Here is a 19,629-nt window from a genome sequence, read left to right as displayed (position 1 = left end):
ACGTAAAACAAAAACCGCTGAAGATTCAGCGGTTTTTTATTATCGAAGATCGAATTAAGTAGGTTGCTGGAAAATCACCGCATCCGCTTTTTTCGTGTACTGTTTCATAGTATGAAAGTTGAGGTAACGGTAAGTATCCGCTGCTGTCGCATTTATTTGCTGTGCATACTCTAAGTATTCTTCCTTAGTTGGAATACGACCTAAAATAGCCCCTACCGCTGACAGCTCAGCAGAAGCAAGATAAACATTCGCACCTGTACCCAAACGGTTCGGGAAGTTACGAGTTGAAGTTGACATCACGGTTGCCTTATCGGCAACTCGTGCTTGGTTACCCATACACAACGAACATCCTGGCGTTTCAATACGAACTCCAGCTCGGCCGAAGATGCCGTAATAGCCCTCTTCGGTCAATTGATCCTTGTCCATCTTCGTTGGTGGAGCAACCCACAAACGAGTATCAAGCTGCCCATTAAATTTCTCAAGCAGCTTACCAGCGGCACGGAAGTGACCAATGTTGGTCATACAAGAACCAATGAACACTTCATCAATTTTGGTACCTTGTACATCAGACAACAAACGTGCGTCATCAGGATCGTTCGGTGCACATAAAATTGGCTGATCGATTTCCGCCAGATCAATTTCAATCACATGAGCGTATTCTGCGTCTTTGTCCGCTTCCATTAACTCTGGGTTCGCTAGCCACTCTTGCATAGCGGTGATACGGCGTTCAATAGTACGACGATCGCCGTAACCTTCAGCGATCATCCACTTCAGCATCACGATGTTTGAATTTAAGTATTCAGCAATCGATTCTTGAGAAAGCTTAACCGTACAGCCCGCGGCACTGCGCTCTGCTGATGCATCTGATAGCTCAAATGCCTGCTCGACCGTCAGGTGCTCAACTCCTTCGATTTCCAGCACGCGGCCAGAGAACTCGTTAATCTTACCCGCTTTCTCTACAGTAAGTAGACCTTGCTTGATACCGTAATAAGGAATGGCATGAACCAGATCACGTAACGTGATGCCCGGTTTCATCTCACCTTTGAAGCGCACCAAAATAGACTCTGGCATATCCAAAGGCATCACGCCGGTGGCGGCAGCAAACGCTACTAAACCAGAACCTGCTGGGAATGAAATACCCAATGGGAAACGAGTATGTGAGTCACCACCAGTACCAACAGTATCTGGTAATAGCATACGGTTTAGCCATGAGTGAATAACACCATCACCAGGGCGTAAAGAAACACCGCCACGGTTCATAATGAAATCTGGCAAAGTATGGTGTGTATTAACATCAACCGGTTTTGGATAAGCAGAGGTGTGGCAGAATGACTGCATAACTAGATCTGCAGAGAAACCTAAACACGCTAAGTCTTTTAGCTCATCGCGCGTCATTGGTCCGGTTGTGTCTTGAGAACCTACGGTCGTCATCTTAGGCTCACAGTATTGACCGGCACGCACGCCTTCGACACCACAAGCTTTACCAACCATTTTCTGCGCAAGTGTATAACCTTTTTCTGATGCTAAAGGATCAACAGGCTTAGCAAATAACTCAGACTCTGCTAGACCAAGAGAAACGCGAGCACGACTTGTTAATCCACGACCAATAATTAGTGGAATACGACCACCAGCGCGCACTTCATCAAGCAGTACGCTGCTCAATTTGAAGCTTGAAATCTCAATACCGTCTTTGCGTACAACACCTTCATATGGATAGATGTCAATCACATCACCCATATGCATTTCTTGTACATTCAGTTCAATGGGTAGAGCGCCTGAATCTTCCATTGTGTTATAGAAAATTGGGGCGATCTTGCCACCTAAACAAATACCACCAGTGCGCTTATTAGGTACATAAGGGATATCTTCCCCCATGAACCAAAGCACTGAGTTAGTGGCTGATTTACGTGAAGAACCGGTGCCGACAACATCACCAACGTAAGCGAGTGGAATGCCCTCTTTTTGCAATTCTTCAATTTGACTAATTGGACCAACGCTGCCTGGTTGGTTTGGATTGATACCATCACGCTCCATTTTTAGCATTGCTTTCGCATGAACTGGGATATCAGGGCGTGACCAAGCATCAGGCGCTGGAGATAAGTCATCGGTGTTGGTTTCACCGGTCACTTTAAATACTTTAACGGTGATTTTTTCCGCTACTTTTTCTTTAGAGGTAAACCAATCGGCATCAGCCCAAGCCTGTAGCACTTGCTGTGCATAGACATTACCTGCTTTAGCTTTTTCTTCAACATCGTAGAACGCATCGAACATCAATAGCGTGTGAGATAACGCTTTAACGGCAATAGGAGCGAGCTTTTCATCATCAAGCAAAGAAACCAGTGGCTCAATGTTATAACCGCCTTGCATTGTACCTAGCAATTGAGCCGCTTTTTCACGGCTGACCAGTGGTGATGAAACCTCACCTTTAGTGATTGCGGTTAGAAAGCCTGCTTTGACATACGCTGCTTCATCAACACCAGGAGGAATACGATTTTCAAGCAGATCAAGAATAAATTCTTCTTCACCTTGAGGGGGATTTTTTAATAGTTTAACAAGTCCAACGACTTGTTCAGCATCTAGGGGTCTAGGGACAACTCCTTCAGCAGCACGCTCTGCGACGTGTTTACGGTAGGCTTCAAGCACGACTTTTTCCTCTCATTGCGGTTTACTCTACTGTTATAAAAATGACGAGTAAACATCCTTGGAAACTTGGCTCTCCGTTGCCAGACACCTTAAGCATGATCAGCGGCAGAGAGGCCAAACTGTGGGACGCAGAATAGCAAATTTAACTTTAAATTAAAATCTTATCATTTTGACCAACATAGCAACTTAAGACTAAAGTTCTACGATTTTTAAGTAACTTAACCAATATTTTCCATCAAAAATCGGTTCCGATACTCAAATATATCGAGTTAAAATTATCTTCAGTACGACCATAACCAAACATAATGGGTCCAATTGGAGAATCGATGCCAACAAAGAGCGAACCTGCTCCATATAATGGCGCGCTATCCAAACGAATATCAGGGTCAGACCAAACACCACCATATTCTATTGAACCTCCAACATAAAAAGGGGAAGTAAATAACCCAAAGTCATTATCAAACCAACGATAGCGGTATACTAAGCTAGTAAATACCTTATTTTGACCAATTAAACTATTACGAGGAATCCCTGATAAGTTTAAAAAACCACCAATAGTTTGAGGGTCAAGCGGCTGAAGTGAATTTTTACTATACACAACACCGTAATCTAAATTAGCGACCAAAGTATGGCGTTCAATGCTATAAGCGCCAATAAATTCTGCCGATAACTCATAGGTGGTATCTGAAGTTTCATCGATACCTACACTCTCAACATCAGTACTATTGTCATGTGAAATTAGGTATTCAAGATCTAAATAAACCCCTTTTCTTGGTAAGCTAAAACTATCTAATGTATCAAGTCGATACTTAGCGAATACTCCAGCACGAGTATACTCCATGCCTCCGAACGACTGAAGGTTTGACACTTCTGCTTCACCATCTGTATATCGAGCGCCTAAGCGGAATTCTTGCCAAAGGGTATATTGGTAACCAACCGCTAACTCCCCAACCCACTCGTTATAAACAAGTGGCAAGTAATCTTTTGTGGCTTCCAGTGATGAATCTTCAAAACCATCCAAGGGAACAATACGATTATTATGACTAAATTCGATAAAACCAGTAGTGAAAGCTTTCTGCCCTGAAAACCACGGAGAAAATAGTTCAGCTTTGAATAGTTTATCTGTGCCTATTTCAACGTCCAAACGCAGTTCGGCACCATGAGCATTAAGATCAGTAAAATTGGTTGATACACCTAACGCATATTGACTATCAGCATGAAAATCATCTTCTAAGAAAAAACGAAAGTTGACGTAATTCGGCCCCCACGATTTTTCTTTTACATTAATCACCAGTTGATTTTTCCCTTCCTGCTCTCGGTATTGATAAGTCACCAGTTCAAAGCGATCGAGCACGTATAGCTCTTGAATACTCGACTCAATTTTTTCGGTAGACAGCACTTCACCCACCGCTAAATTCAAACGGTTTTTGAGGAGAAAATCACTATAGTGGGTTTGATTATTAAGAACGATTTCATCAACTTTAATCTCATCACCATGAGTAAGTTGCTTACGTCGGGATTGCTTATGGTTGATATGATTTTGGTAGTCAGCAGTAGATAAAGCGAGCTTGGACAACATCGATTGGTTAGCCATAACGACTTCATAACCGTTATCAAATGCTGCTGGCATTTTATCGAACTCGGTAGTTTCCATCGCCCCAACTTCAGGGTTTAATAGCACGTCATCGCTTGTTAATAAACTCGCTTGTGCATGGGTACTTCTCTGAACCAAATAATTGGAGAGTTGATTAGCCACCGTCAAAAAAGAGGTGAAGTCTTCCTGAGATTTATAATCGGTGCTGATATCAACAGCAATCACAATATCAGCCCCTAATTGACGAGCAACATCAATAGGCATGTTATTAATCACACCACCATCAACTAACCAACGCCCTTCTAATTCATAAGGAGGCAGAGCACCAGGTACAGACATGCTCGCCATCATGGCATCGACCAAATAACCATGATCGATCACCACTTGTTGTAGCTCAATGATATCGGTTGCAACCGCACGATAAGGAATAACAAGATCATCAAACGATTGAAACTCAGACAAATTACCTGACGTTTCTCGTAAGATCCGCAACATATTTTGTCCTTGCACCACACCTTTAGGTGAGCGCACTCCGCCCTTTCCTACCCCAAGATCGGTTATTAATTGATAACGGTCTTCATATTCTTTATCTCTCACTCGGCGCTGACTGCGACTGACTCGGTCTCGGTATCCACTGTTCCAATCCACGCTATAGATAAGGCTTTCAATTTCTTCAGCGCTCATTCCACTAGCGTACAAACCACCGACATAAGCGCCCATACTGGTACCGGTAATATAATCGATGGGAATGTGGAGCTCTTCCAACGCTTTTAAAACACCAATATGCGCTGCACCTTTGGCTCCACCTCCCGCCAAGACCAAAGCAATTTTGGGGCGAGAAGGAACTGCCGTTTCCTTGGTTTTTGAGTCACCTGCTAGTGCAGAAACCGAGGGTAGCACGAGTAGCAAGCACAATATGCCAGTCACAAAACGGTTCACGATCCTTCCTTAAATCCCTTTAAAATCAGCTTAATATAAACTTCCATAGTTACCACTGGAAGAGTTTTTTAAACCATTGTCCCGGCGGCTTGTCACAACCTTGTTTGATTGAGCCACTTTTATCCCAAATTGGCAACTTAAATTCATTGCCGCAATCAAGCACCAACTCACCATATTGATCTTTTGCAAACCCGACCGTGGTAATACCTTGCGGCCAAGGCAGCTCTAATTTTTCGGGAATACGGTGCTTCAAATATTCTGCGTAAACACGCAAAGCACCACTAGACCCCGTCAACTTAATCGGCTGGTTATCATCACGTCCAAGCCAAACAGTGGTCACTTCACGCCCATCTATACCGACAAACCAACTGTCACGATTATCATTGGTTGTTCCCGTTTTACCTGCTAAGGCCGCCCAAGCAAACTGGTTATTTAGATAACGTCCAGTACCTTCAAGCACGCCACGCTTCATCGCATAGGTCGTCAGCCACGCCGCTTGTTGGTCGACAGCTTGAGAGACTTTCGGCATTGATTGATAAAGTACATTACCATCCAAATCCAACACCGAACGCAATGCTGATAAGGAAGCCTTTTTGCCAGAATTGGTTAGCGTTTGGTACATTTGTGCAACTTGATAAGGTGTTAATGAGAATGCGCCTAAGAACATCGAAGGTACTGGGCGAATTTCATTTTTATCGATGCCTAAACGCTGCAATGTTTTTGATACATTATCAATACCCAACTGCATACCAAGCTGAACAGTTGGGACATTCAGTGATTTAGCCAATGCTACATATAATGGAACTTCACCACGAAACTGACGATCATAATTACGCGGTGACCACACATTACCTTGACTGCCTTTAAGCGTAATAGGCTTATCCATTAACGTCGTTGCTAAGCTGTATTGTTCTGGCTGTTGCAAAGCCGTGAGATAAACCGCAGGTTTGACTAACGAGCCAATCGGACGACTGGCGTTTAACGCTCGGTTAAAACCGTCATAACCTGTACGTTTACCACCAACCATGGCACGAATTTCACCGCTATTTCGATCAACTGCAATCGCCGCGGCTTCCAAGTCTTTACCTGCGGTCTTAGCCAAAGTTGGAATTTGAATATCAATCGCTTGTTCCAATTTTGCTTGTGAAACAGGATCTAACGAAGTAAACACCCTTAAGCCAACATCGGATTTAAAAGCATCACCAACCTTCTCTTTCAACTCGATACTCAATTGTTGAAAATAGGCAGGTTGGCGACTCGCAATATGCGGAGTTTTCTGCACATCTAAAGGCCGACTGGCCGCTTGTTCAAACTGGTTAGCTGTCAAAATATTTTGCTGCATCATCAGCTTGAGAACCAAATCTCGGCGCTCTTTGGCTCGATCTGGGTAACGGGCTGGGTTGTAATAGGAGGGACCTTTGACCATACCAACCAATAAAGCAAGCTGATCAATGCGCAATTCCTGTAAAGGCTGACCGAAATAAAGACGCGAGGCTAAACCAAAACCATGAATCGCTTCACCACCACTTTGACCTAAATACACTTCATTCAAATAGGCTTCTAAAATGCGATCTTTGCTATAACGGTGATCAAGAATAAGCGCGATATACGCTTCTCTTAATTTACGCCATAGCGTTCTGTCGCTAGACAGAAAAATATTCTTGGCCAATTGCTGGGTCAAGGTACTACCACCTTGCACCGTTCGTCCCGCTTTAATATTAGCGACCAGAGCTCGAATAATGGCAAAAGGAGAAACACCGTCATGTTGATAAAAATAGCGATCTTCAGTGGCCAATAAAGCATCAACCATCACTTCTGGAAATTGCTCTCGACGTAAAAAAAGGCGCTGTTCATCGTTGCCTTTTTCTAACATCCCCAACATTTTAGGTTCAATACGCAAATAGCCTAAATCCCCTTTCTGCTCTAAGGATTGGATTCGCGATAATCCATTCTCATCAAAATACAACATGGCATGGCGGTCAGCCTCCGGACCATCAGCAAACTCAAAAGGACGGCGAATAATTTCGATTTTAGTGGAAGAAGAAGAATACTCACCCGCATAACGCGGTTGACTTACCTTGCGATAATTAAGCACATCCAATTCATTGCGCAGTTCTTGGATAGTGGTGCCATCACCAGGTTCAAGGTTTAAAATACGGGCATACACCACCGTTGGAAGATCAAATAATTGCCCTTCAAAACGCTGTTTGACTAACGTATCAAGGTAAATACCAACAAATAGCAGTACTGCGGCTAATGCCACACCTAACTTCCAACTGATTCCCCACACTATTTTTAGCCAGTTTTTGTGTTGAGACGGCGTTTTTTTAGCTTTGGTTTTACGTTGTGGTGCTCGACGTGGAGTACTTGCTTTCTTTGTCGTTTTCTTCACTGCTGGCTTTTTATTATTGGTTGTCATTTCGTTAACTGTCGTTTAGTTTTTGTCGTGGCGATATGAGTGGCGGGATCATCTGGCCATACATGCTTGGGATAACGCCCTTTCATCTCTTTTTGTACTTCTTTGTACGCACCCGCCCAGAAAGCCGCCAGATCTTGAGTCACTTGTAACGGGCGTTGAGCTGGAGAAAGTAACTCCATCACCAATTTTTTACGCCCTTTCGCGATGCAAGGTGAATCGTGCTCACCAAATACTTCTTGCATCCTCGCGGAGAGCATTGGCTCACCATGTTGCTGATAACGAATTGGCGCTCGATTACCGGTAGGCAAAGTATGGTGAGTCGGTAACCATTGAGCCAAATAGTTATTTAATGGCCATCCTAAGTAAGCATCTAAAGCATCCTCAACCGAGATTTGGCTCAGTCCTTTAGCCGATTTAATGCCATTGAGGTACGGGGCTAACCAAACTTCCAACTGCTCAAGTAAGCTGTCATCATCACAGGCAGGCCAGTCCTCTTCGGGTAACCATTGTACGGCACACCTAATACGGATGAGTAATACTTGCGCATCATCGCTCCACTGTAATACCGATAGCCCCTTACGACGAACATAATTAAGTAAAGCTTGCGTGATTTTATCTTGAGCCGGCTCTGGTAACGCTTGGCGTTCAATAATTAACTTACCGCAACGCAACTGCTTTTCAGCGCTTAAGCGACCCGATTTTTCATCCCAATTCACAAATTCATCGCTATGAAATAACTCTGGAAAGTGAGATTGCAAAGCATGCATATCCAACTCTGCAGCGCTAAAGATCTGACTCGCACCAACGCTAGTGCGCATTAAATCCACCGCAACCAAATAGGGAGCATTAGCTAATCGCTCTTCTTCACACACTTGAGCACCATGACCATTCGCCAATAAAAATTGCCCAGCTTGGCGACTATCGCGTAGCGCTGCAATACGATCAGGAAACGCAAGGCTTAGCACTATGGCAACCAGTGATTCATCGACTGAGGTAAGAGCGAATGTAGTCCCTAATTTGTTGGCCAAACTCATGGCACGTTTGTGCATGGCTTGAGCTTTATTGTGCTTACCTTGCTGCCAGCGAAATAAGCTATGTTGGACATCTAAGACATGACGCTCCGGCTCTTCAAGCAACGCAGCGACTGCCAATGCACTATTGAGCATCGCGTCGCTATGCGCTTTCGCTTTTAGTAACATACTGGCGAGTCGAGGTTCAACGCCTAGATATTGAGCCTCTTGACCCAATGCAGAAAGCTGCTGCTTGCTGTCCATTAAGTTAAGCGCATTAAGCAGTTGCCATGCTTGTTGCATAGCTGGTTGTGGTGGCACATCCAACCACGGCAATTCATTGACTGAAGCCACGCCCCACTGGGCTAACTCCATCGCCAGTGGCGCTAAATCTGTGTGTAAAATTTCAGGGGATGAAACTTGAGGCTGCTGTTTATATTGAGCTTCACTATACAGACGTAAAGCGATTCCAGGCTCTAAACGACCAGCACGACCAGCACGCTGGTCGGCCGATGATTGGGCAATTTTCACTTGTTCTAAACGAGTGATACCAGTTTTTAAGTCAAACTTGGCGACACGCTCAAGCCCTGAATCGACCACGATACGAATACCTTCAATCGTCAAAGAAGTCTCGGCAATATTGGTCGCCAATACTACTTTACGTCGCCCTACTTTCGCGGGTGTAATCGCCTGTTGCTGCATTTCACTACTCAACTGCCCATACAAAGGGCAAACGTCAATATCATCAGCAAGGTTAGACAATTGTTGTTCTAACTGTTTAATAGCGGAAACACCCGGCAAAAAAGCCAGCAATGAACCACTTTCAGAACGCATCAATGAGTCAATATGTTTACCCAAGGTTGGAATCAGGTACTGATTCGCTTTTAATGGTGCGTAACGAATATCAACCGGGTATGAGCGACCATCTGATTCAACGTATTCGGCCAGCGGCAATAATGACTGTAAGGTGTGCTGATCTAACGTTGCAGACATCACTACCAACTTTAAGTCATCGCGTAAAGCCGACTGCACCTCCAAACTCAATGCTAAAGCGGTATCAGCATGAATACTACGTTCATGAAATTCATCGAAAATCAGCAACTGCACACCTGAAAGTTCCGGATCAGCTTGAATCATCCGCGTCATAATACCTTCAGTCACAACTTCGAGCTGAGTACAAGCACTGACTTTGCTATCACCACGCACTCGATAGCCAACAGTTTGCCCGACACGCTCACCTAACTGCAGAGCAATGTAGCTTGCAATGTTGCGAGCAGCTAAACGTCGAGGTTCGAGCATAATGATCTTGCCAGTTAAGATGCCCGACTTTATCAATTGCAAAGGAAAATAAGTCGATTTACCCGCCCCCGGCGTCGCTTTAACAATTAACTGAGGGGAGCGTTGTATCCCGACCAGTAGCTTGGGCATCACAGCTTGAATGGGCAATTGTGACAATGTGCAATCCTTGTGTTTAAATGGCGGTAACATTGTACATAAAAACAGTAGATAAATGCAGTTCAATCCTCCACTTCAATCCGCGGTCTTGATTCAGCGCTATAAACGCTTTCTGGCTGATATCACAATGGATGACGGCACAACACGTACAATTCATTGCGCCAATACCGGTGCCATGACCGGTTGTGCTGATACAGGTAATCGTGTGTGGTTTTCCACTTCCGATAACCCAAAACGCAAATACCCCCACAGTTGGGAAATCAGCGAAACCACACAAGGAGATCACATTTGCGTTAATACTGCTCGCGCTAATCAATTAGCCGTTGAAGCGATTGAAAATGGCGTGATTAAAGAGCTGGTAGGCTACGATCAATTACAAACAGAAGTGAAATACGGCCAAGAAAATAGTCGAATTGATATCTTGCTCAAATCAGAATCCAAACCAAAATGCTATATAGAAGTGAAGAGTGTCACCTTATTAGATGAATCCCACTCTACGACAGAGACCGCTGTGTACAACCCTGGACAAGGTTATTTTCCTGATGCGATCACAACGCGCGGACAAAAGCATTTACGCGAACTAACCGAAATGGCTAAAAATGGAAGTAGAGCCGTACTTTTATTCACTGTTTTACATTCAGGGATTGAAAAAGTGTCGCCAGCGCACCATATAGACGCGAACTATTCACAATTACTTAAACAGGCGCAAAAAGAAGGGGTGGAAGTACTGTGCTACAAGGCTGTACTTTCTGAAAATGAAATCAAACTGGTTAAAGCTGTAGAATTCGCCTATTCATCATAAAAAGTTGATGGCGTCTTCATATTGACAACAAGTTTACGATTCAGTATTTGCCTACCATACTTCTTTTTGCTATAGATACCCGCCTCAAATTAGCTGCTCACGCAGTTGACTAGGTGTTAGTAGGAGACGCTGTATGCCAGAGAAGAAAAAAGCGATAGGCATCCTAGCCATTGCAGGTGTTGAGCCGTACCAGGAAAAACCAGGTGAAGAGTATATGTCACCTGAGCAGATGGCTCACTTTACAAAAATTTTAGGCGCTTGGCGTAGCCAACTTCGTGACGAAGTTGAACGCACGGTTAACCACATGAAAGATGAAGCGGCAAACTTTCCAGATCCTGTTGATCGCGCTTCTCAAGAAGAAGAGTTCAGTTTAGAGCTACGTAACCGTGACCGCGAACGTCGTTTGATCAAGAAAATTGAAAAAACACTGAGCAAGATTGAAGAAGATGACTACGGCTTCTGTGAGTCTTGTGGCGTTGAAATTGGCGTACGTCGCCTAGAAGCTCGCCCAACTGCAGACCTTTGCATTGACTGTAAAACGCTTGCAGAGCTTAAAGAAAAACAGATGCAAGGTTAATCCTAGCAATGTTAATAAAGGGAGCTTAAGCTCCCTTTTTGTTTTATTCCCTTCCCACTTGGATGAATCGCGATGAACTATATTGGACGATTTGCCCCTTCACCTTCTGGTCCACTGCATTTTGGCTCGCTGATCGCAGCGCTAGGTAGCTATTTTCAAGCAAAATCCCAACACGGCCAATGGCTGGTTCGTATTGAAGATCTGGATCCACCAAGAGAAATGCCCGGTGCAGCCTCATTAATATTGCAAGCCATTGAAGCTTATGGACTGCTCTGGGATGGTGAAGTCGTCTACCAAAGCCAACGCCATGCGTTATATCAAAGCCAAATTGATCTCTGGTTAACGACTGGACAAGCCTATTACTGTCAATGTACACGTAAGCAAATTAAACAAGCAGGTGGCTTCTATTTAGGCTCCTGCCGTCATAAAAAGCTTTCATTCGCTAGCGATTGCTCGGTAAGATTGCGCGTCGACATGCCGATAGAATCATTTTTCGATCAAAAACATGGCGAAATTCACATTCCTAAGGCATTGGCAGAAGAAGACTTCATTATTAAGCGACGAGACGGTTTATTCGCTTATAATCTAGCCGTTGTCCTTGATGATATCGATCAAGGAGTAACAGAAGTGGTACGCGGCGCGGATTTAATTGAGCCAACGGGGCGACAAATCAGCCTGTATCATTGCTTACATAAAACTCCGGTAAGCTATCTACATCTTCCATTAGCCATGGACGGAAGCGGTAATAAATTATCGAAACAAAATCATGCCATGGCGATTGATATTCTGAATCCCAAACCCACATTACTTAATGCAATGCGATTCTTAGGGTTCGATATAAAACAAGAGATTAGCGACGCCTCAATCGAAGAAATCATCCAATGGGGCTGCCAAAATTGGCATATTGAACAACTCCCTCGGGAGATCGAGATCACACCGTGATTCTCAAAAGGCTATCCTTACGCTATTATTAGCCGCAAAATCGTCCCTATCGGGCACTTTTACTTTAAAAAGCAAGGTTGGCCAAACCAATCATTGCCAGATGCACATGAATAAAAACGACTATACACCACGCGAAAACCGCGTTTACCAAGACTTAGCTCTAAATATTATCACTCGTCAAGAGCACAATATTTCGCGCAAGCAAATCAGCGATAATGCGCTAAAGGTGCTATACCGACTTCATGGCGCAGGTTTTGACGCGTACCTAGTCGGTGGCGGAGTACGTGATTTACTGCTTGGTGAAACACCAAAAGATTTTGATATCGCCACCAATGCAACGCCAGAGCAAATTCGCCATCTGTTTCGTAACTGCCGATTAATAGGTCGTCGCTTCCGTTTAGCGCATATTATGTTTGGCCGAGATATTATCGAAGTAGCAACCTTTCGCGGCCATCATCAAGAGCCGACGCAAAATGTTTCCGCACAATCGGAAGCAGGTATGCTTTTACGTGATAACGTCTACGGTACGATTGATGAAGATGCCGAGCGTCGTGATTTCACCATCAACGCCATGTACTACAGTATCGCAGATTACAGTATTCATGATTATGCTGGCGGCGTTGATGACTTAGAAGATAAACTGATTCGTTTAATTGGTGACCCTGAGACTCGCTATCGCGAAGATCCAGTTCGCATGTTGCGTGCTATACGCTTTGCGACCAAGCTCGACTTTGATATTGAAGAAGATACCGCCGATCCAATCGAACACCTTGCCCCCTTACTGAGAGATATTCCGGCAGCACGTCTGTACGAAGAATCACTCAAAATGCTGCAAACGGGTCATGGTTTAGAGACTTATCACTTAATGCGTGAGTACAACTTGTTCCAACAGTTGTTTCCAGTAATTGCTCAAAATTTCACACCGGAATACGACTCACAGACAGAGCAAATGCTTGATCTCGTCTTGGACTCTACCGACCTACGCATTGAAGAAGGTAAACGCATTAATCCAGCCTTTATGTTCGCGGCTATTTTCTGGTATCCAACCGTGCATCTGGCCGAAGAGTTAATGGAACAACGTAATTTTGCTTATTACGATGCGGTAATGGAAGCGAGCAATTTGATTCTTGATCAAGTGGTCAAAACACTGGCCATACCTCGCCGTCATACGGCAACTATCCGCGAGATTTGGCAGCTTCAGCTACGACTACCTCGTCGCAATGGCAAGCGTGCTTTCCGCTTAATGGAACTCAATAAGTTCCGAGCAGGGTTTGATTTCCTACAAATGCGTAGTGAAATTGAAGGCGGAGAAACGAAAAAACTAGCTGATTGGTGGGCAACTTTTGAAAGCGCGGGTCGTGATATGCGCCAAGCGATGACAAACGATTTAGGTGGCAGTACCAGTAAACCTAGCTTCCGTCGCCGCAAAAGCCCACGCAATACTAAGAAGAGTAAGCCTGAATCATGATCGAGGTTTATATTGCGGTTGGTAGCAATTTAGGCAATCCCGTCACACAAGCAAAACAAGCGATTGATGCTCTGAAATGTCTACCGAAGTCTGAATTTATTGCAACATCTGAACTTTACAGCAGCACGCCAATGGGGCCGCAAAATCAACCCGATTACATCAATGCTGTAGTTAAAGTCCAAACTGAATTAACGCCACTTGAACTGCTTGATTGCACACAACGTATCGAGTTGGAACAGGGGCGCGTCCGTAAAGATGAACGTTGGGGGCCAAGAACTCTCGACTTAGATATTCTTCTTTACGGCAATGAGGTGATCGATTCCGAGCGTCTAACCATTCCTCATTATGGAATGAAAGTACGAGAATTCGTACTTTATCCGCTCGCTGAAATCGCACCAAATATACAACTCCCTGATGGGGCTGAGCTCAACGAACTTTTAAACCAAGTCGATCGTAATGGGCTCAGTATTTGGCAGTCGCCAACGCCTAGTAAGGACATCAAATGAAAAAAATTACGATCAACGACCTAGTTCAATGGAAACAACAAGGTCGTAAATTTGCGTCAGTGACGGCTTATGACGCCAGTTTTGCACAACTTTTTGAAAGCCAAGAAATGCCAGTTTTACTCGTCGGTGACTCGTTAGGGATGGTACTGCAAGGTAAAACTGATACTCTGCCCGTCACGGTCGATGAGATCGCCTACCACACTCGCAGTGTGCGTGCAGGCAGCCCAAACTGCTTACTGATGGCCGACATGCCTTTCATGAGCTACGCCACACCAGAGCAAGCATGCGAAAATGCAGCCAAAATCATGCAAGCTGGTGCAAACATGGTGAAAATTGAAGGTGGCGACTGGTTAGTGGATACCGTAAAAATGCTGACAGAGCGTGCGGTTCCAGTTTGTGCTCACTTGGGTTTAACCCCTCAATCAGTCAATATTTTTGGCGGTTATAAAGTACAAGGCCGAGATCAAGAAAAAGCCGATCGCATGGTAAAAGATGCATTAGCACTACAAGATGCCGGCGCTCAAATTGTATTACTAGAATGTGTTCCTGCTAGCCTTGCCGCGCGCATTACTGAAGTCCTAGAGGTACCAGTAATTGGTATTGGTGCAGGTAATGTAACAGATGGTCAAATTTTAGTAATGCACGATATGTTTGGAATTTCGGCGAATTACATGCCAAAATTCTCGAAAAACTTCCTTGCTGAAACAGGTGATATGCGTAAAGCCGTTGCACAATACATCCAAGATGTAGAAAGTGCAGCCTTCCCTGATGATGCTCATACCATTGCCTAAAGGAGATATTCATGCAAACTTTTGCTGACATTTCAGCTCTTCGCGAGCAGATCAAACAGTATAAGCGTGATGGTCGCCGAGTCGCTTTTGTACCAACCATGGGCAACTTACATGAAGGCCACTTGACCCTAGTGCGTAAAGCTCGTGAAGAGGGAAATGTGGTCGTGGTCAGTATTTTTGTCAATCCAATGCAATTTGATCGTGCAGATGACTTAAACAACTACCCAAGAACATTAGATGAAGACTTAAGTAAACTTAACGCGGAAGGCGTTGATTTTGTCTTTACTCCAACCCCAGAAGTTATATATCCACAAGGTTTAGACAAACAAACCTTTATTGAAGTACCAGGGCTATCGCATATGCTCGAAGGCGCTTCAAGACCAGGACATTTTCGTGGTGTAGCAACCATTGTCGCTAAACTATTCAATATTGTTCAACCTAATGTCGCTTGTTTTGGGGAAAAAGATTTCCAACAATTGGCCATTATTCGTCAGATGGTTAATGACCTATGTATGGATATTGAAATTATTGGTGTTCCAACCGTGCGCGAAATGGACGGGTTAGCCATGAGCTCACGCAATGGCCTGCTTACACTCGATCAACGCCAACGCGCTCCAGTGCTAGCACGCACTATGCGTTGGATCAGCAGTGCAATGCGTGGTGGACGTGATGACTATGCATCGATCATTGAAGATGCGAGTGATCAACTGCGCGCTGCAGGCTTACAACCGGATGAGATATTCATTCGCGACGCTAAAACTCTGCAAGTTATCTCAGCCGAGACAACTCAAGCAGTGATTTTAGTTTCAGCTTTTTTAGGCCAAGCCCGTTTGATTGATAACCAAATCGTAGATTTCAATGTAGAAAGCAAAGCCGATCCTGAAGAAGAATAATCTCCAACCTGCTGAATTAAAAAAAGGTCGACATTGCGTCGACCTTTTTATTAGCAATTATTGACTACGATTGGTACTAGCTTCTCAGACCAATACCACGTGATACAAGATAGTGAGCGACCGCATACAACGCGACCACAAAAACCCCCAGTACGCTAAAGGAAGTCACGATACCCACATCAGAAACCCCAAGAAAACCATAGCGAAACGCATTAACCATATAAACTATTGGGTTGATTTTCGATACTCCTTGCCAAAAATCCGGCAGTAGGCTTATCGAATAAAAGACTCCACCTAAATAAGTTAATGGCGTGAGTATAAAAGTCGGAATAATCGAAATATCGTCAAATGTCTTAGCAAACACCGCGTTAATCATGCCGCCTAAAGCAAACACTACTGACGTGAGAAATACCGTCGCAACAATAATGCCCCAATGATCCACTTGTAGATCAACAAAAAACAACGAAACAAAAGTCACGATGGCTCCGACTAATAAACCTCGCACTACGCCCCCCATAACGAACCCTGCAATAATCACGTAATTGGGAACGGGGGCAACCAGTAACTCTTCAATATTTTTTTGAAATTTCGCGCTAAAGAAAGAAGAAGCAACATTGGAATAAGAGTTTGTGATCACCGACATCATGATTAAGCCCGGCACAATATATTCCATGTAGCTAAAACCATTCATTTGACCAATTCGCGAGCCAATCAAGTTACCAAAAATGATGAAATAAAGCGTCATGGTAATAGCTGGTGGCACTAAGGTCTGCACCCAAATTCGCGTAAAGCGGTTTATTTCCTTGCTCAACAAGCTACAAAAAGCTGTCCAATACAAACGATACATAATTACTGACCTCGACTCTGCTGTTGCACAATACTGACAAACAGCTCTTCCAAGCGGTTAGCTTTATTGCGCATTGACAATACTGTCACGCCTTGCTGCGTTAATTGCTCGAACACTGAATTCAACCCTCTGGTTTTCTCTAACTCGATTTCTAACGAACCGTTAACCATGGTTTGTGAAACAACGCCAGCTAACTGAGGCAACGGTGAATCGTCAGCCAAATCCAAAATAAAGGTCTCAAACTGCAGTTTCGCGAGCAGATCTTTCATTGAGGTATTTTCGATTAACTCACCACGGTTGATAATGCCGATGTTGCGGCACAGCATTTCAGCCTCTTCTAAATAGTGCGTGGTCAAAATAATGGTAATGCCTTGTGCATTGATCTCTTTAAGAAATTCCCACATTGAACGACGCAACTCAATATCCACACCAGCCGTCGGTTCATCTAAAATGAGCAGTTTGGGTTCATGCATCAAAGCGCGAGCAATCATTAAGCGGCGTTTCATACCACCAGAAAGATTTCGTGCACGTTCTTTACGTTTTTCCCACAGATCGAGCTTAGATAAATACTTTTCCGCTCTTTCTTTCGCTAGCGATTTAGCAACACCGTAATAACCAGCCTGCTGCATTACAATCTGCTCAACGCTCTCAAATTGGTTGAAATTGAATTCTTGAGGAACTAAGCCAATATTTTGCTTAGCAAGTTCCAGATCTTTATCAATATCGTAGCCAAAAACCTTTACGTTACCGGAAGTCTTATTGACCAAGGATGAAATAATACCGATAGTTGTCGATTTTCCAGCCCCATTAGGTCCAAGCAGTGCGTAAAAATCACCCTTTCTTACCTGCAAGCTCACCCCTTTTAGGGCCTCGAAACCACCTGTGTAGGTTTTGCGTAGTTGTTCTATTTCTAATGCGTACATTCAATGATCACTCTTTGTGACTTTAACTTGTTAGATGTGCCACTTAACCCACCATTTTTCAACCCAACATTAGAAATTAATGAAATAAAAAGCGCAGACCAAGTGATCTGCGCTCTTAAGGTTATCACCCCAAACTAGTTAGATTGGGTTACATGACTTACAGCCGCATTTAACGCTTCATAACGGAAAGAGTAAGTCTGCTCACTCGGCACTAAATCTAAGATGTGGAACTTCTCTAGCTGTTGTTTGGTTTGTATATTCGGACACAACAGATAAACCACACATTTCGCATCTAGCGCATCTCTGATCGCATTTTCTAACGCTAAGCCAACCGTCACATCAATCATCGGCACATCGGTAAGGTCAAGGATCATCGCTTCATAGTCGCTAATGTGGTTATGCTGGCGAGATATCGCTTTAGAAACACTAAAGATCATTGGGCCGGAGAGATAAAAGAACAGCACTTTGCCATTGGCTTTCTCAAGCAAAGAGCGCTCGCTGTCAGTCAAGGGCACATCGTTCTCATCAGCATCACTGATCGCTTTAACCTGACGCGCTTGCTCGCGGCTCAAACGTTCAATGATTAAGATGTTAGAGATAAATACGCCTAAGCCAACCGCCACAATCAAATCAACAAATACCGTCAGCAGCATAACGCCATACATAATAGCCATGCCTTGCACACTAACTTTATGCGCGCGTTGAATGAAACTCCAATCGAGAATGTTGAACCCGACATAGACAGCAATACCCGCTAAAACCGCCATCGGGATAGGTTCGGTTAAACCACCAGCCACTAACACAACTAACGCTAGCACCACAGCACGAGCAACTCCTGATAAAGGTGAGCGCGCTCCCACTTGAATGTTAGTCACCGTCCCCATCGTTGCCCCTGCGCCCGGTAACGCACCAAATAACCCTGAAATCATATTGGCAAGCCCTTGCCCTCTTAACTCCTTATCTGAGTCATGCTCTTTACGTGTTAAAGAGTCACCAATCACCGCGGTCAGTAAGGTATCAATACAACCTAGTGTGCCTAGCACTAACGCATCAATAACCATGGTTGTGAAGATTTCAGCATTAAAAGTAGGGATCACCAGTGAAGGCAAACCAGCCGGTATCACGCCAATACGTCGAATATCTTCAGTGTTAAATAGCAATACAGAAATTAACGTCACTGCCACTAAAGCAACCAGTTGTGCGGGAACGTATTTTCGGTATTTATTGGGCAAGAAGAATAGAATACCAAGAGTGAGCAAACCCAAAAACAGTTCATTAAACTTCATGTTGCTGATGATGTCTGGCAATGCAGATAATGTTCCCATCACCCCCCCCGCAGGGGCTGCCTGGCCAAGCAGTGGTGAAAGTTGCAAAATAATGAGGATGACACCAATACCCGACATGAAGCCAGATATCACACTGTATGGCATTAATGTAATGTATTTTCCAAGCTTTAGGGTTCCAAGCAATATCTGAAATGCCCCCGCCATCATCACAACAGTAAAGGTCATAGCTAGTCCAGTTTCTGGATAGCTAGCAACCATGCTGGTTAAGACCGCAGTCATAATGACCGTCATCGGTCCGGTAGGCTCTGATATCAAGGTTGATGAGCCGCCAAATAAAGCAGCAAATAACCCGACCATGATCGCGCCCCAAAGCCCAGCTTCCGCACCAGCGCCCGAAGCAACACCAAAAGCTAACGCCAAAGGCAATGATATAATGGCCGTTGTCACTCCACCAAACAAATCACCTTTCAAATCAATATTGGCAAAACGACGTTCAAACACTTATGCACTCCTTGTACAAAATCAAAATCAAAA

Annotated in this window: 14 protein-coding genes; 7 read left to right on the top strand and 7 right to left on the bottom strand. The window is 44.2% G+C overall.

The annotated features are described in order from the left end of the window. Positions 1–54: 54 nt before the first annotated feature. The 4 genes from acnB to hrpB form a co-directional block, all read right to left on the bottom strand. Positions 55–2,643 (bottom strand): bifunctional aconitate hydratase 2/2-methylisocitrate dehydratase, encoded by a 2,589-nt coding sequence (gene acnB, locus AACW06_RS01360; protein ID WP_192073680.1) that lies wholly within the window; start codon positions 2,641–2,643, stop codon positions 55–57. Between the two features lie 235 nt (positions 2,644–2,878). Next, the gene (locus AACW06_RS01355; RefSeq protein WP_443262640.1) at positions 2,879–5,137 is read right to left on the bottom strand and encodes a patatin-like phospholipase family protein; all 2,259 of its coding nucleotides are present in this window, start codon (positions 5,135–5,137) and stop codon (positions 2,879–2,881) included. A gap of 88 nt (positions 5,138–5,225) precedes the next feature. Further along, on the bottom strand, positions 5,226–7,595 hold the full coding sequence (gene mrcB, locus AACW06_RS01350; RefSeq protein ID WP_192073678.1) for a penicillin-binding protein 1B: 2,370 nt from the start codon (positions 7,593–7,595) through the stop codon (positions 5,226–5,228). Then, positions 7,592–10,060, bottom strand: coding sequence for an ATP-dependent helicase HrpB (gene hrpB, locus AACW06_RS01345; protein ID WP_192073677.1), 2,469 nt, complete (start codon positions 10,058–10,060; stop codon positions 7,592–7,594). The genes mrcB and hrpB overlap by 4 nt, the downstream gene beginning before the upstream one ends. A 55-nt stretch (positions 10,061–10,115) precedes the next feature. Here hrpB and sfsA point away from each other — a divergent pair, with 55 nt between their 5' ends. The 7 genes from sfsA (at position 10,116) to panC (ending at position 16,039) form a co-directional block, all read left to right on the top strand. Next, positions 10,116–10,862 carry a DNA/RNA nuclease SfsA gene (sfsA, locus tag AACW06_RS01340; RefSeq protein ID WP_192073676.1) on the top strand — a complete coding sequence of 249 codons (747 nt, stop codon included), beginning with the start codon at positions 10,116–10,118 and terminating at the stop codon, positions 10,860–10,862. 133 nt (positions 10,863–10,995) lie between these two features. Beyond that, positions 10,996–11,439, top strand: coding sequence for an RNA polymerase-binding protein DksA (dksA, locus tag AACW06_RS01335; protein ID WP_192073675.1), 444 nt, complete (start codon positions 10,996–10,998; stop codon positions 11,437–11,439). Between the two features lie 72 nt (positions 11,440–11,511). Then, positions 11,512–12,381, top strand: a complete 870-nt coding sequence (gene gluQRS, locus AACW06_RS01330) for a tRNA glutamyl-Q(34) synthetase GluQRS (RefSeq protein ID WP_192073674.1) — start codon at positions 11,512–11,514, stop codon at positions 12,379–12,381. Between the two features lie 106 nt (positions 12,382–12,487). After that, positions 12,488–13,849 carry a polynucleotide adenylyltransferase PcnB gene (gene pcnB, locus AACW06_RS01325; RefSeq protein WP_192073673.1) on the top strand — a complete coding sequence of 454 codons (1,362 nt, stop codon included), beginning with the start codon at positions 12,488–12,490 and terminating at the stop codon, positions 13,847–13,849. After that, a complete protein-coding gene (gene folK, locus AACW06_RS01320; RefSeq protein WP_192073672.1) occupies positions 13,846–14,355 on the top strand; it encodes a 2-amino-4-hydroxy-6-hydroxymethyldihydropteridine diphosphokinase in 510 nt (169 codons plus the stop codon). The genes pcnB and folK overlap by 4 nt, the downstream gene beginning before the upstream one ends. Continuing rightward, positions 14,352–15,146, top strand: coding sequence for a 3-methyl-2-oxobutanoate hydroxymethyltransferase (gene panB, locus AACW06_RS01315; protein ID WP_168523289.1), 795 nt, complete (start codon positions 14,352–14,354; stop codon positions 15,144–15,146). Before folK ends, panB begins: the two co-directional genes overlap by 4 nt. Before the next feature lie 11 nt (positions 15,147–15,157). After that, positions 15,158–16,039, top strand: a complete 882-nt coding sequence (gene panC / locus AACW06_RS01310) for a pantoate--beta-alanine ligase (RefSeq protein ID WP_192073671.1) — start codon at positions 15,158–15,160, stop codon at positions 16,037–16,039. 76 nt (positions 16,040–16,115) lie between these two features. Here panC and AACW06_RS01305 read toward each other — a convergent pair whose 3' ends face one another. The 3 genes from AACW06_RS01305 to AACW06_RS01295 form a co-directional block, all read right to left on the bottom strand. Beyond that, entirely contained in the window at positions 16,116–16,886 is a 771-nt protein-coding gene (locus tag AACW06_RS01305) for an ABC transporter permease (RefSeq protein WP_168523291.1), read from the bottom strand. A 2-nt stretch (positions 16,887–16,888) separates the two neighbouring features. Next, the gene (locus AACW06_RS01300; protein ID WP_192073670.1) at positions 16,889–17,809 is read right to left on the bottom strand and encodes an ABC transporter ATP-binding protein; all 921 of its coding nucleotides are present in this window, start codon (positions 17,807–17,809) and stop codon (positions 16,889–16,891) included. A gap of 134 nt (positions 17,810–17,943) precedes the next feature. Beyond that, positions 17,944–19,596 (bottom strand): solute carrier family 23 protein, encoded by a 1,653-nt coding sequence (locus tag AACW06_RS01295; protein WP_192073669.1) that lies wholly within the window; start codon positions 19,594–19,596, stop codon positions 17,944–17,946. Positions 19,597–19,629 lie beyond the last annotated feature (33 nt).

The sequence above is a fragment of the Vibrio sp. S12_S33 genome (assembly GCF_963889785.1).
GTDB lineage: Bacteria > Pseudomonadota > Gammaproteobacteria > Enterobacterales > Vibrionaceae > Vibrio > Vibrio aestuarianus.
Note: the sequence above shows the minus strand (reverse complement) of the source record. Positions and strands in the feature narration are given on the sequence as shown.

Coding starts and splice junctions, on each gene's coding strand:
- mrcB (WP_192073678.1), bottom strand. CDS start 7,595: ATGACAACCAATAATAAAAAGCCAGCAGTGAAGAAAACGACAAAGAAA.
- sfsA (WP_192073676.1), top strand. CDS start 10,116: ATGCAGTTCAATCCTCCACTTCAATCCGCGGTCTTGATTCAGCGCTAT.
- dksA (WP_192073675.1), top strand. CDS start 10,996: ATGCCAGAGAAGAAAAAAGCGATAGGCATCCTAGCCATTGCAGGTGTT.
- gluQRS (WP_192073674.1), top strand. CDS start 11,512: ATGAACTATATTGGACGATTTGCCCCTTCACCTTCTGGTCCACTGCAT.
- pcnB (WP_192073673.1), top strand. CDS start 12,488: ATGAATAAAAACGACTATACACCACGCGAAAACCGCGTTTACCAAGAC.
- folK (WP_192073672.1), top strand. CDS start 13,846: ATGATCGAGGTTTATATTGCGGTTGGTAGCAATTTAGGCAATCCCGTC.
- panB (WP_168523289.1), top strand. CDS start 14,352: ATGAAAAAAATTACGATCAACGACCTAGTTCAATGGAAACAACAAGGT.
- panC (WP_192073671.1), top strand. CDS start 15,158: ATGCAAACTTTTGCTGACATTTCAGCTCTTCGCGAGCAGATCAAACAG.
- AACW06_RS01305 (WP_168523291.1), bottom strand. CDS start 16,886: ATGTATCGTTTGTATTGGACAGCTTTTTGTAGCTTGTTGAGCAAGGAA.
- AACW06_RS01300 (WP_192073670.1), bottom strand. CDS start 17,809: ATGTACGCATTAGAAATAGAACAACTACGCAAAACCTACACAGGTGGT.